The following is a 12,380-nucleotide window of genomic DNA, read 5'->3' on the forward strand; positions in this document are numbered from 1 at the left end:
ACCGCAGCATAATTGTCCACGCCAAACATCCCCGGCCGCTCCCAAAAGGAGCCAGCCTAACCGATGGCCGGGTTTTACACCGCCCTCATCGACCCCGCGCCGACGATCCAATGGCCTGCTTTGTCACCGCCGTGCACAGCCGCCAGTGCCGCCACGTTTCTGGTGCCGCTGCTGGTGGTCGCGGTGGTTGTTGGTCTGATCCAGACGATTTTTTCGGTGCAGGAAAGCAGCATTTCCTTCCTGCCCAAATTGGCGGCGCTGATGCTGGTGACAGCGATTGCCGGCGAGGGCCTGATGCTGGGGCTGGCCGATTATCTGGAACGCGGCCTCACCGACATGGTGGGGGCGATAAGGTGAACATCGCCATACCAGGCTTTGATGGGCTTGAATTGCTGGTGCGATTTACGCTGGCGGCGGTGCGGCCGTTGGCGATGGTGGTGCTGCTGCCGAATATTGCCGGCGCCGATCTGCCGTGGCGCGGGCGGCTGGCGATCGTGGCGGCGCTGGCGGTGTTTGCCGCCTTCCGGCCCGGCGCACCGGTGCTGACGGGGGCGGATATTCCGGCTGAAATGCTGGCCGGGCTGGTGGCGGGGCTGGCGCTGGCGCTGGCCTTTGGCGCTGCCGGGCTGGCGGGCGAAATGCTGGCGCAGATGGTCGGGCTGGGTTTTGCCACGTTGGCAGGGGCTGGCGGCAATGTTGGTGCGCTGTCGGCGTTGTTCACCACGCTGGCGTGGGCGGCGCTGCTGGCGGGCGATGTGCATCTTGATGTGTTTGCGCTGCTGGCCAGCGGGGCGGCGCTGGTGCCGGCAGGGGGCCTTGATCTGGGCGATATCGCGGCGTTTGGCGGGCTGATGTTCCTGTGGGGGCTGAAGGTGGCACTGCCGATATTGGCGGTGCTGCTGCTGGCCAATGCGGTGGTGGCGATCGCGACACGCGCGGCGCCGCAATTGTCGGCCATGGCGGTGGGGCCGGCGGCGCTGCTGCTGGCGTTCGTGACGTTGTTGCCGCTGTTGTTCGCGCATTTGTTTGGCCGGCTGGGGGAGGCGCTGGCTTCGGGTGTCGGGCTGCTGGCCTGATGGCGGGAGAGAAAACCGAAAAGCCGACTCCGCGCCGGCGCGAGAAGGCGCTGGAAGACGGCAATGTGTTTGCGCCGCGCGAACTGGCCCCGGCCGGCAGCCTGGCGGTGGCGACCTTGTTTCTCAGCCTGGCTGGCCCGGCGTTGTGGCAGGATCTGGCGGGCTTTCTGGGGGACAGCCTGGCGCGGGCAGCGGCTGCCGATCCGCGCAGCCTGATGCGGCGGTTGCCCGTAGCCTGGCCGCTGGCGCTGTTTGCCATGGTGGCGGTGGCGGCGTTCGGCTTGCAACTGGCCACCACCCGGCATGTGAGCACGGCGCTGGCTGCGCCCAAGCTGTCGCGATTGTCGCCGATAAGTGGCCTGAAGCGGCTGTTTGGCTGGCAGGGGCTGGCCGGGGCGGCTTCGGCGCTGCTGAAGATCGGCGGTATGGCGGCGTTGTCGGTGATGGTGCTGCAGCCGTTGATGCCGGCGCTGGTGGGGCTGGAGGAAGGCGGGCTGCCGATGATCGGCGCGGCGCTGGTGCGGCTGGCGTTGGCGGCGACGTTGCTGCTGGCGGTGGTGGCGGCGGTGGATGCCGGCTTTGCGTGGTGGCGGCGCGAACAGCAGTTGATGATGAGCCGCGAGGAAGTGAAGCGCGAATCCCGCGAGAATGAAGGCGCGCCGGAAATGAAGGCCGCCGTGCGCCGGGCTCAGATGGCGGCCGCGCAGGGCTGCATGAAAAAAGGGCTGGCGACGGCATCAGTGGTGGTGGTCAACCCCACGCACTTTGCCGTGGCGCTGCGGTACCGGGCCGGGGAAGACGAAGCGCCGGTGGTGGTGGAGAAGGGCCGGCTCGATATGGCGCACGCGTTGATTGCGGCGGCGCGGGAACTGAAGCTGCCGATCATCCGCACGCCCAGGGTGGCGCGTGCGCTGTTCTGGTCGGCCAAGCGCGGCCAGATGGTGCGGCCCGAATTGTTTCAGGCGGTGGCGACCATATTGGCGTTCGTGATGCGGTTTGACGATCCCGAGGGCGAGGCGGTGCCTGATGTGTTCGTGCCGCCGGTTCTGGATTTCGACGAGAATGGCGGCCCGCGCAAACCCGGCGCGCCACTGCCGTTATGACGAATTGAGGAGCTGCCATGGCCACCAATCCACTCACCTCGTTCGGTGCCGGTTCCGGGCTGGACAGCCGGGCCATTGTCGATGGCCTCGTCAAATTCGAGCGCGAGACACGGTCGGCGCCGCTGAACCGCCGGGTGGAAACGTTGAATGCCCGCATTTCGGCGCTGGGGCAGCTGCGCTCGGCGCTCACCGGCATTGCCTCGTCATTGGATTCGCGGGTGCGCAGCGGTGGGCTTGGTTTGCAACTGGCCAGCAGCGATGCCGCCATCGCCGTGGAACGTGTTGGCCTTGGCCCCGCCGGGGCGGTCGCGTCGGGCGTGGTGGTGAACCGGCTGGCGGGCGGGCAGCGACTTAACAGCCCGGTCTTTGTCAGCGGCAGCGATGCGGTGGGGCTGGGCACGTTAAGCTTTGTGTTTGGCCGCCGCACGCCTGATGGCAACGGCAGTTTCACCTTTGCCGCCGGGGTGCGGCCATCGGTGAACGTGACCATTACGGCGGAAAACAACACGCTGGTCGGGCTGGCCAAGGCGATCAACGATGCGGGTACGGGGGTGACCGCCAGCATCATCGCTTCATCCGGCAGCGCCACATTGATATTGCGCGGCCAGGAGGGGGCGGAAAACGCCTTCATCATCAGCGCCGCCGCCAGCGGTATTCCGCTCCCTGGTTCACTGGGATTGGAGCGGTTCAACCACACGCCCGGCGCCGAAACGATGGTGCAGGGGGAGGCGGCGCAGGATGCCGAGCTGGTGGTGGACGGGGTGGCGATCACCCGTCCGTCCAACCGCATCGAAGACGTGATCGCCGGCACCCGCCTGTCGCTCAAGCGCACCACCACGGCGGGCGTGGCCATCACCGCCGCGCGCGATGGCCAATCGATATCGGGCGCGCTGGCGGATTTCGTTGGCACATTGCAGGCGATGCGCCAGTTGATCGGCGATTTTCGCCGCCCGTCGCTGGACGGCGAGCAGCCCGGCCCCTTGGCCAATGATCCCACCGCCCGCGGGCTCGATCAGCGCATCACCCGGCTGGTGACGCAGCCGGTGGCGCAAGCGGGCGGGCTGCGGCTGGCCGATCTGGGCGTGAACATCCAGCGCGACGGCACCATCGCGGTGGATGCGGCGCGGCTGGCCAATCTGCCGCCGGCGCGGCTGGGCGATGCCGAAGCACTGCTGCGCGAACTGTCGGGCGCGGCGAGCCCGACCCGGCCCGGCCGGCTGCAAAGCATCGCCCAGCTGACGGTGACGGCCAGCGACGGCCTGACCCGCCAGCGCGAGGCCGCCAACCGCGATCTGGAAAAGGTGAGCCGCGCCGCCGATGTGCAGCGCACCCTGCTCACCCGGCAATTTGCGGCGATGGATCGTTCGGTGGCAGCGTCGCGGGCCACGCAGGTGCAACTGGATCAGCAGATCGCGTTCTGGACGCAGCGTAACGGTTGAGGCGCTATTCCGCCACGGCGATGTGCATCCGGCGCATTTTTTCGATCAGGGTGGTGCGCTGGAGGCCGAGCAGGCGGGCCGACCGCGCGATGGTGCCGCCCGACAAGGCCAGGGCTTCGCGGATATAGGCCTGTTCCAGATCGGCGAGCAGTTGTTTGAGATCAACGCCGTTCTGGCTGAGCAGCGATGCGGCTTCGGCGCCTCGCGGCGGCTCGATTGTATTGGGGCGCGTTGGCTGCGGCAGCGCGGGCGAGGCAGCGCCGCGCAGCAATTGGGCCAGCGCTTCGCGGCCGATGATCTCGCCGCTGTGGTGGACACAGGCGCGTTCGACGAAATTCCTGAGCTCGCGAACATTGCCCGGCCACGGCTGCTGGGCCAGCGCCTCCAGCGCCGCTGCGGTGAAGCGCGCCGGATGGGCCGCAGCCGACAGGAAATGCTGCACGAGGCAAGCCACATCGTCCGGCCGCTCGCCCAGGGGCGGCATGGCGATGTGGATCACATCGAGCCGGTACAGCAGATCGGCGCGGAAACGCCCGGCGGCAATGGCGGCATTCAGATCGACGCTGGTCGCCGCCACCACCCGCACATCGACCGTGATCGGCAGCATGCCGCCAACCCGTTCGATCACCCGCGTTTCCAGCGTTCGCAGCAGCTTGGCCTGCATGGCGGCCGGCATGTCGCCCACTTCGTCGAGAAACAGGGTGCCGCCGTGCGCGGCTTCAAAGCGGCCGGCGCGGGCCTTCACGGCGCCGGTGAAGGCGCCCAGTTCGTGGCCGAACAATTCGGATTCGAGCAGTTCGGCCGGCACTGCGGCGCAGTTAAGCGCCACGAACGGGCGCACGGCGCGGCGGCTTTTCTGGTGCAGCAACCGGGCCACCACATCCTTGCCGCTGCCCGATGGCCCGGTGATCAGTACCGATGCGTCGGCGTCGGCGATCTTGTCGATTTCGCTGCGAATGGCGGCAATGGCCGGGCTGCCGCCGATCAGTGCTGCCAACTGCAAATCGGTACGCACCGCAACTTCAGAACAACGCCGGGCGTGACTGCGCATTTTCAAGCAATCCTTAACACAAATTAAACAACTTCATGACAAATTCAATGATCAAAACTTGCCATTGATTACAGGATAGGAATTATCCACAGACTTTTCCCTTCGAATGCTTCCACTATGAAGCCCGGCATGCTGTCAGCAGGCGGCAAATTAACCGTATCGGATGTGTAATGCGCGAATTGCGGATACTTGCCCTTGGCGGCACCTGGCCCAAGGCCGGCCCCGGCTGGAAAATCATCGATTCGGCAGATGCGGCAAACGCCGATATGGCTTTGTTGCCGGCCGATTCGTCCCTTTCCGATACTGTCATCGACCGGCTGGCCTTGCCGCTGCTGGTGGCGGTGGGCGATGCGCCGGCGGCGCCCGGGCCGGAGCGTCACCTGGACCGCTGGCTGGACCGGGCCGACGGCTATGTGCTGGCCGGCGACGATGCAGAGACCATTGGGGCCGTGGCGCATGCTGTGCTGGGCGCGCAAAAGGGTTGGCGCGTGGCCGAACAATCCGCCACGGCCCAGCATATCTCGGCGCTGTCAGCCGAAGCCCAGCGCATCGCCGACGCGCTGGCCCAGCTGGCGCGCGAAGCGGACAGTGCCGGCGAGGCGCAGGTTTCTGCTGCGATGGTGCGCCGGCTGGTGAAGCTGCGCCGCGACCGCGACCGGCATTTTCCGGCCGATCTGTTCGGTGATCCGGCGTGGGACATGCTGCTCGATCTCACGGCTGCGCGCATGGAACGCGCCGATGTCGCTGTGTCCAGCCTGTGCGTGGCCGCCGCGGTGCCCACCACCACGGCGCTGCGCTGGGTGCGCACCCTGTCGCAAGCCGGCATCTTTGTGCGCCGCACCGATCCGGGTGATGCGCGCCGCGTCTTCATCACCCTTTCAGATGAGGCGCATGACGCGATGATCGCCTGGCTCAGGCGGTTTTCCGGCGCATTTCAGCCGCGCTGATCGGCCAATGGGGGGGCAGGGGCGGGGGTTGGCGCAGTTGTTCGCGCCAGCAGTTCCAGCACTGGCACCAGGCTGCGATCGGGTGCTTCCTCCATGGGAATATGGCCGATGCCATCGAGGATGGTGACGCGCGCGCCGGGGATTTTCTGGCTGAACCAGGCCGCGACGGAAACGGGGATGAGCTTGTCTTCGCGGCCCCACAAAATCAGCGTTGGCACGGCAAGGCCTTTCAGCTTGCCCGCAGCGCCGTCATCGCCGCTGTATTGGCCGAAACGCTGCACGGTGGCGCGGCGATTGCCGGGGTAGCGCAACAGTTCCCAATAGCGGTCCACCATGGCCGGGGTGGCGATGGCCTGATTGGAAACGCTTTGTTTGAAGCTGCGTTCGATCAGGCTGCGCGGCGTGATGGTGGCGAGGATATCGCGCGCCACCGGCACGCGCGCCAACCTGAACCCCAATGGCGGGGCGGAGCCCTTGGCCATCGGTTTGCCGCTGGCATCGACCAGGATCAGCGCGCTCAGGCGATCCGGGTGGCGCACTGCATAACGCCACGCCACGCCGCCGCCCATCGAATTGCCGCCCAGCGCAAAGCGCGTCAGGCCCAATCTGTCCACCAGTGCCTCGACGATGCCGACATAGGCCGTGCTGGTGTAAAAGCCCTGCGGCATGGGGCCGGAGAGGCCGTGCGCCGGCAGATCGAGGCTGATGACGCGGTAACCCTTGGCGGTGAGGCGCTGCGTCCACGGTTCCCAGGTGTGAAGCGAGGCGTTGGAGCCGTGCACGAGCACCACCGGAAACCCGGCGCGCGGGCCTTCATCGCGGACATGGATGACGGTGCCCGGCGTCAGCTCGACGAACTGGCTGGCGGCAGTGGCATATTTGGCGCGCAGCGTGTCAACCGGGATATCGGGCGTGGCGAACACCGCCCACAGCACGGCGATCAGGCCGGCGAACACTGCCAGCCCATACCCCAAACCGCGCCACCAATTGCGCTTCTTGTCCGCAGCCATCAGATCGCCTCGATGCGGATGGGCAGGCCATCCTTGGGCTTGGGGATGGGGAACATGCGGAAATCGCTTTCGACATCGCCCAGCGGCTTTTGCGCTACGATGCGGTGGCCTTCGAGCAGCGCGAACAAAAACATCTTCACCTGCATGTAAGCAAAATGCTGGCCCAGGCACATGTGGACGCCGCCGCCGAACGGCACCCAGGCATATTTGTGGCGGCCGCGGATGTTTTCAGCCGTGAAGCGGGTGGGATCGAAATGTTCCGGGTTGGGCCAATATTCTTCCATGCGGTGGCTGATCATCTGGTTGATGCCGATGTGCGCGCCGGCCGGCACGACATGATTTTGGAAGGTAAAGCTTTTGACAGCGCGGCGCGGCATCGACGGAACTGGCGGGATCAGCCGCAGCGCTTCCTTGAACACCATGTCGGTGAGTTCCATCTCGCCCAGCGTCTGATAGGTCAGCTTGCCGTGCCGGGCGCGGATGCCGGCGATTTCCGCACGCAATTTGTCCTGCCATTCCGGGTGTTTGGCGAGGCACCAGACGATCGAGGTGATCGACGAGGTGGTGGTGTCGTGCGCGGCCATCATCAGAAAATTCATGTGATCGATGATGTCTTGATTGGTCAGCAGTTGATCGTTTTCGTCACGGGCATTGCAAACCTGGCTGAAGATGTCGTTGGCCTGCACACCGCGCCGCTTGGGGATTTCGCCGGCGAAATACTGGCTCATGAAAGCGCGGCCATCGACGCCGCGCTTCATGGCGGTGAACGGCAGCGGCTTGCGGATCACGCCAACCGAAGCGGCGACCATGTCGCGAAAAGCCTTGTTGATTTTTTCCGCTTCGCCGCCCCACGGCACGCCAAGGAAACTGGTGGCGGCCAGATCGAGCGTGAGCGCCTTGATCGACGGGTAGAATTTCAGTGATTTGCCTTTCGGCCACTGTGCCAGGCCGCGGGTGATGCCTTCATCCAGCTGGGTGAAATAATGCTGCATCGGCTCGGTCTTGAAGGCGACCGAAAGCGTTTTGCGGTGGATGCGGTGCTCTTCGAAATCCATCAGCATCAGGCCGCGCGGGAACAGCAGTTCGAGCACCGGGTTCCAGCCGAGTTCGCTGGAAAAAATCTTGTCCTTGTTGAACAATACCAGTTCGTTGGCTTCGGGGCCGATGAGGGAAACGCCCCAGCCGCCGAAATCCTGGCGGCGCACGATGTTGCCGTATTGCGCGAACAATTCGCGGCTGCGGCCCAGCGGATTGGCGAGGAACTTCAGCGTGCGCAGCATCGGGGAACGCGCCGGCGACATGCCAGGAATATGCTTGAGTTCATCGTAAGAGGGTTCCGGCAAGTTTGCGGGAATGAATTCGCTTTTGGCGACGGGGGCATTCATGATTTCACCTCTCCCTTGATGCGGAGTTTCGATACGCATTTACAGCGCAGTGCGCAATCATAGCGGCAAAGCGCCCCTTCCCCCGGAGGCAGCGCCCGGGTAACAGGACGGCAGTGACACCGGATTTTGATCTTGTCCTCGCGGGCGGCGGATTGGCCAACGGCCTGATTGCCTTGCGGTTGGCGCAATTGCGGCCGGAATTGCGCGTGGCGATCATCGAGGCCGGGCCGGCGATCGGCGGCGATCACACCTGGTCCAGCTTTGGCCTGGACATCAACGACGAACAGCGCCGTTGGACCCAGCCGCTGTTTGCGCACCGCTGGGACAGCTATTCGGTGCGTTTTCCCAAGCATTCCCGCACGTTGAACGTGGGCTATGGCAGCAGCAATTCGCAGCGGCTGGCGCAGGAACTGGCCAAGGCGTTGCCGCCGGCGCATATCTTTACGGGTGTGTCGGTCGTGGCTTTGTCGCCCACCAGCGTGACGTTGGCGGATCAGCGTGTGATCAGTTGCAGCGCGGTGATCGATGGGCGCGGTCAAAGCAAGACAAAGGCGCTGGATTTGCGCTGGCAGAAATTCCTGGGCCAGGAGGTTGAGCTGGCTGAGCCGCACGGGCTGACCGGCCCGATCATCATGGATGCCACCGTGCCGCAGCAGGATGGCTATCGTTTTATCTACACGCTGCCTTTTGGCCCGCGCCATGTGCTGATCGAAGACACGTATTTTTCCGATGGCCGCGATCTGGCGCCGGAATTGCTGCGCCGGCATATCGCCGATTATGCCGTGTCGCAGGGCTGGCAGATCACCAGCGTCATTCGCGAGGAAGCCGGCATCCTGCCGCTGGCCATCGGCGGCGATATCGCGGCCTTTCTGGATGAAGGCGTGCCCGGCGTGGCGCGCGTCGGGCTGGCGGCCGGCCTGTTCAATCCGGTGACCGGCTATTCGTTTCCCGATGCCGTGCGCATGGCCGATATGGTGGCAGCGTTGCCGGCCTTTGACGCCGCGACCATCCACCACGCCTGCCGCGACCATGCGATACGTGTGTGGAACAGCAGGGGCATGTATCGCATTCTCAACCGAATGTTGTTCCTCGCCGCTCACGATGAAGAGCGGCGCACCATCATGGAGCGTTTTTACGAACATCCGGATGAATTGGTCGGGCGGCTTTATGCCGCCGAAAACCGCTGGAATGATTGGCCAAAGGTGTTTTCCGGCCGGCCGCCCATCCCGCCGTTGCGGGCGCTGAGCACGCTGGTGAAATATGAATTGGGGATAAAATGACGACTGCAGCAGTGATTGGTTCGGGTTTTGGCGGCTTGGCACTGGCCGTGCGCCTGCAAAGCGCCGGCATCCAGACCACCCTGATCGAAGCCCGGGACAAGCCAGGCGGCCGGGCGTATGTGTTCGAAGACGATGGTTTCATCTTCGATGCTGGCCCGACGGTGATCACCGATCCCACCTGCCTTGAAGAATTGTTTGAACTGTCGGGCCGCAAGCTGGCCGATTATGTTGAACTGATGCCGGTGACGCCGTTTTATCGGCTGCTGTGGGAAGACGGCACGGTGTTCGATTATTCCAACGACGAAAAAGAGCTGCTGCGCCAGATCGGAGAGCTCAATGTCAAAGACGTCGCCGGATACAAGGAATTCCTGAAGTTTTCCGATAACGTGTTCCGCGAAGGCTATGAAAAGCTTGGCCACGAAGCGTTTCTCGATTTCAAATCGATGCTCAAGGCGGCGCCGCAGCTGATGCGCTACGAAGCGTTCCGTTCGGTGTATTCGATGGTGTCGCGCCACATTCAGGATGAACGGCTGCGCCAGGCGTTCAGTTTCCACACGCTGCTGGTTGGCGGCAATCCGTTTCGCACCTCCAGCGTGTATGCGCTGATCCACGCGCTGGAAAAGAAATGGGGCGTCTGGTTCCCGCGCGGCGGCACCGGTTCACTGGTGCGCGGGCTGGTGAAGCTGTTCGAAGATATCGGCGGCACCGTGCGCATGGGCAGCAAGGTCGAAGCCATCATGGCCGACAGCGGCCGGGTGACGGGTGTGCGCTGCGCCGACGGCTGGTCCGGGCGTTTCGACGCGGTCTGTTCCAATGGCGATGTGGTCAACACCTACCAGGATCTGCTCGGCGGCCATCCGCGCGGCGCCGAAATGGCGGCCAAGATGAAGCGCCGCAGCTTCTCGCCGTCGCTTTTCGTGCTGTATTTCGGCCTCAAGGGTGTGCGCACCGATGTGGCGCACCACACCATTTTGTTTGGCCATCGCTACAAGGAACTGCTCAGCGAAATCTACAAGGGCGGCGAACTGCCCGAGGATTTCTCGCTGTATCTGCATCACCCGACGATGACCGATCCATCGCTCGCACCCGAAGGCCACGGCGCTTATTATGTGCTGTCGCCGGTGCCGCATCTGGGCAAGCTGGATATCGATTGGGAGAAGGAAGCACCGCGCTATGCCGATTCGATTCTGGATGCGCTGGAACGCCGCGTTTTGCCGAACCTGAAACGCGATCTGGTGACGCTGCGCACCTGGACGCCCAAGGATTTCGAAACCGAATTGTTTGCCCACCACGGCAGCGCCTTCTCGCTTGAGCCGGTGCTGTGGCAGAGCGCCTATTTCCGCACCCACAACCGTGATGATGTGCTGTGCAACCTGTATTTCGTTGGTGCTGGCACGCACCCGGGCGCCGGCATCCCCGGCGTGGTGGGCAGCGCCAAGGCGACGGGCAAGTTGATGGTTGAGGATCTGCTGGGCCGCAAGGCAGCGTAGCCGGGTGCCCACCGTTCAGCCCGCTTGCGCCGCGCCGCGCAGGCGGGCAGAAGCCGTTCGTGTCTGATGTTCTTGCCAATGCCCGCGACGCGATTGCGCGCGGCTCCAAAAGTTTCGCGCTGGCCAGCCGCCTGTTCGATGCGCCCACGCGTGACCGCGCCATGCTGCTGTATGCCTGGTGCCGCCACACCGATGATGTGATCGACGGCCAGGTGCTGGGCGAAGGCCGCAACAACGATACGCGCCCGCCCGCCGAACGCCTGGCCGAAGTGCATTGGGAAACCGAACGCGCGCTGGCCGGCAATCCCACACCGGGCACGCCGTATGAAGCGCTGGCCCGTGTCGTGCAGGAAACTGGCATGCCGGCGCAGTATCCGCGCGATCTGATCCACGGTTTCCGTATCGACATGGAAGCGCGGCCGTTCCTCACCTTCGATGATACGCTGGTGTATTGCTACCATGTCGCGGGTTGTGTGGGCGTGATGATGGCGATCGTGATGGGGGTGAAGCCCGACAATCGCGCCGTTCTGGAACGCGCCTGCGATCTGGGCATGAGTTTCCAACTGAACAACATCGCGCGCGACGTGGTGGAAGATGCGATGAACGGTCGCCGCTATATCCCCGATGATTGGCTGGCCAGCGTGCGGCTGGAGCCACATGATTTTGCCTATGATCGCAACCGCCGGCAATTGTCGCGGCTGGTGGCGCGGCTGGCATTCAAGGCCGAGGAATATGAGGAATCGGCGCGGTTCGGAACATCGGCGCTGGGCAATCGCGCCGCGTGGGCGGTGCTGGCGGCGGCGCGCATTTATGGCGGCATCGGCCGCAAGGTGCGCGCGGCTGGCGAAGCCGGGCTGGAACAGCGCGTCTCCACGACAAAAGCCGAAAAGGCCCGCGCCGTGGCGCTGGCCTTTGGCGATATGCTGGCGCGAGGCCGGCGCTGGCCGATGCCGGGTCCGCCGCGTGACGGCCTGTGGACGATGCCCGATTAGGCGGAACCGGCCCGGGTGCTGCGTTCAGCGCGCCCAGTGCTCGGCATTTTCAACCATGCCCATTTCGGTCTTCATCTTGGCCGATGCCCGGATGCGGCCGCGGCCATCGGCTTCCAGCTTGGCTTTCAATTCGCGGATCGGCGGCGCCCAGAGGAAGCCGAAGCTGACGGTGCCATCGCGGGTTTCCACCACATGATGCAGGCGGTGCGCTTGCACGATGCGCTTGAGATACTTGCCCTGCGGGTTCCAGCTGTGCGCCAGGCGGCGGTGCACGATGATATCGTGAAAGCCTGCATAAATGGCGCCGTAAGCGGTGATGCCCATACCGATCCACCACGCCGCGTTGAAACCGTTCAATGATCCCCAAACGATCAACACGATGGCCGGAATCGCGCCCATCACGGCAAACCAATCATTTTTTTCAAACCGGCCCTGGCGCGGTTCGTGGTGGGATTTGTGCAGGTTCCACATGAACCCATGCATCACCCAGCGATGCCCGACATAGGCCACGCCTTCCATGAATGCCAATGCCCCCAGAAAATAGGCGATACCCGGCCAAAACTGCATCATCAACTCCCGTTTGCCCAGCCGTTTACGATGACGCAGG

General features: G+C 64.4%; 12 protein-coding genes. 8 read left to right on the top strand and 4 right to left on the bottom strand.

The genetic code is table 11. From position 1 onward, the window contains the following. Positions 1 to 63: 63 nt before the first annotated feature. From ACESL8_RS00680 to fliD, 4 genes are read left to right on the top strand one after another with little or no spacing between them, the layout of a single operon-like run. On the top strand, positions 64 to 357 hold the full coding sequence (locus ACESL8_RS00680) for a flagellar biosynthetic protein FliQ (protein WP_372914859.1): 294 nt from the start codon (positions 64 to 66) through the stop codon (positions 355 to 357). Further along, complete coding sequence (locus ACESL8_RS00685) at positions 354 to 1,076, top strand: flagellar biosynthetic protein FliR (RefSeq protein WP_372914861.1); 723 nt, start codon at positions 354 to 356, stop codon at positions 1,074 to 1,076. Before ACESL8_RS00680 ends, ACESL8_RS00685 begins: the two co-directional genes overlap by 4 nt. Then, positions 1,076 to 2,179 carry a flagellar biosynthesis protein FlhB gene (locus tag ACESL8_RS00690; RefSeq protein WP_372914863.1) on the top strand — a complete coding sequence of 368 codons (1,104 nt, stop codon included), beginning with the start codon at positions 1,076 to 1,078 and terminating at the stop codon, positions 2,177 to 2,179. Before ACESL8_RS00685 ends, ACESL8_RS00690 begins: the two co-directional genes overlap by 1 nt. A 17-nt stretch (positions 2,180 to 2,196) precedes the next feature. Continuing rightward, complete coding sequence (gene fliD / locus ACESL8_RS00695) at positions 2,197 to 3,618, top strand: flagellar filament capping protein FliD (RefSeq protein ID WP_372914865.1); 1,422 nt, start codon at positions 2,197 to 2,199, stop codon at positions 3,616 to 3,618. A 4-nt stretch (positions 3,619 to 3,622) separates the two neighbouring features. Here fliD and ACESL8_RS00700 read toward each other — a convergent pair whose 3' ends face one another. Beyond that, positions 3,623 to 4,669 (bottom strand): sigma-54 interaction domain-containing protein, encoded by a 1,047-nt coding sequence (locus ACESL8_RS00700; protein ID WP_372914867.1) that lies wholly within the window; start codon positions 4,667 to 4,669, stop codon positions 3,623 to 3,625. A 170-nt stretch (positions 4,670 to 4,839) separates the two neighbouring features. On the opposite strand from ACESL8_RS00700, the gene ACESL8_RS00705 reads away from it, so the two are divergent. After that, positions 4,840 to 5,616 carry a hypothetical protein gene (locus tag ACESL8_RS00705; RefSeq protein ID WP_372914869.1) on the top strand — a complete coding sequence of 259 codons (777 nt, stop codon included), beginning with the start codon at positions 4,840 to 4,842 and terminating at the stop codon, positions 5,614 to 5,616. Here ACESL8_RS00705 and ACESL8_RS00710 read toward each other — a convergent pair. Next, a complete protein-coding gene (locus tag ACESL8_RS00710; protein ID WP_372914871.1) occupies positions 5,604 to 6,626 on the bottom strand; it encodes an alpha/beta fold hydrolase in 1,023 nt (340 codons plus the stop codon). The genes ACESL8_RS00705 and ACESL8_RS00710 overlap by 13 nt on opposite strands. Beyond that, positions 6,626 to 8,011 (bottom strand): cytochrome P450, encoded by a 1,386-nt coding sequence (locus ACESL8_RS00715; RefSeq protein ID WP_372914874.1) that lies wholly within the window; start codon positions 8,009 to 8,011, stop codon positions 6,626 to 6,628. Before ACESL8_RS00715 ends, ACESL8_RS00710 begins: the two co-directional genes overlap by 1 nt. A gap of 113 nt (positions 8,012 to 8,124) precedes the next feature. Between ACESL8_RS00715 and crtY the strand changes: the two genes are divergently transcribed. From crtY to ACESL8_RS00730, 3 genes are read left to right on the top strand one after another with little or no spacing between them, the layout of a single operon-like run. Continuing rightward, complete coding sequence (gene crtY / locus ACESL8_RS00720) at positions 8,125 to 9,291, top strand: lycopene beta-cyclase CrtY (RefSeq protein ID WP_372914876.1); 1,167 nt, start codon at positions 8,125 to 8,127, stop codon at positions 9,289 to 9,291. Next, positions 9,288 to 10,781: a phytoene desaturase gene (locus tag ACESL8_RS00725; RefSeq protein WP_372914878.1), complete on the top strand. Its 1,494-nt coding sequence runs from the start codon at positions 9,288 to 9,290 to the stop codon at positions 10,779 to 10,781. The genes crtY and ACESL8_RS00725 overlap by 4 nt, the downstream gene beginning before the upstream one ends. 59 nt (positions 10,782 to 10,840) lie before the next feature. Beyond that, positions 10,841 to 11,773 carry a phytoene/squalene synthase family protein gene (locus ACESL8_RS00730; RefSeq protein ID WP_372914880.1) on the top strand — a complete coding sequence of 311 codons (933 nt, stop codon included), beginning with the start codon at positions 10,841 to 10,843 and terminating at the stop codon, positions 11,771 to 11,773. A 24-nt stretch (positions 11,774 to 11,797) separates the two neighbouring features. On the opposite strand, the gene ACESL8_RS00735 is transcribed toward ACESL8_RS00730, so the two are convergent. Then, entirely contained in the window at positions 11,798 to 12,343 is a 546-nt protein-coding gene (locus ACESL8_RS00735; RefSeq protein ID WP_372914882.1) for a sterol desaturase family protein, read from the bottom strand. Positions 12,344 to 12,380 lie beyond the last annotated feature (37 nt).

The sequence above is a fragment of the Sandarakinorhabdus sp. genome, assembly GCF_041689835.1.
GTDB lineage: Bacteria > Pseudomonadota > Alphaproteobacteria > Sphingomonadales > Sphingomonadaceae > Sandarakinorhabdus.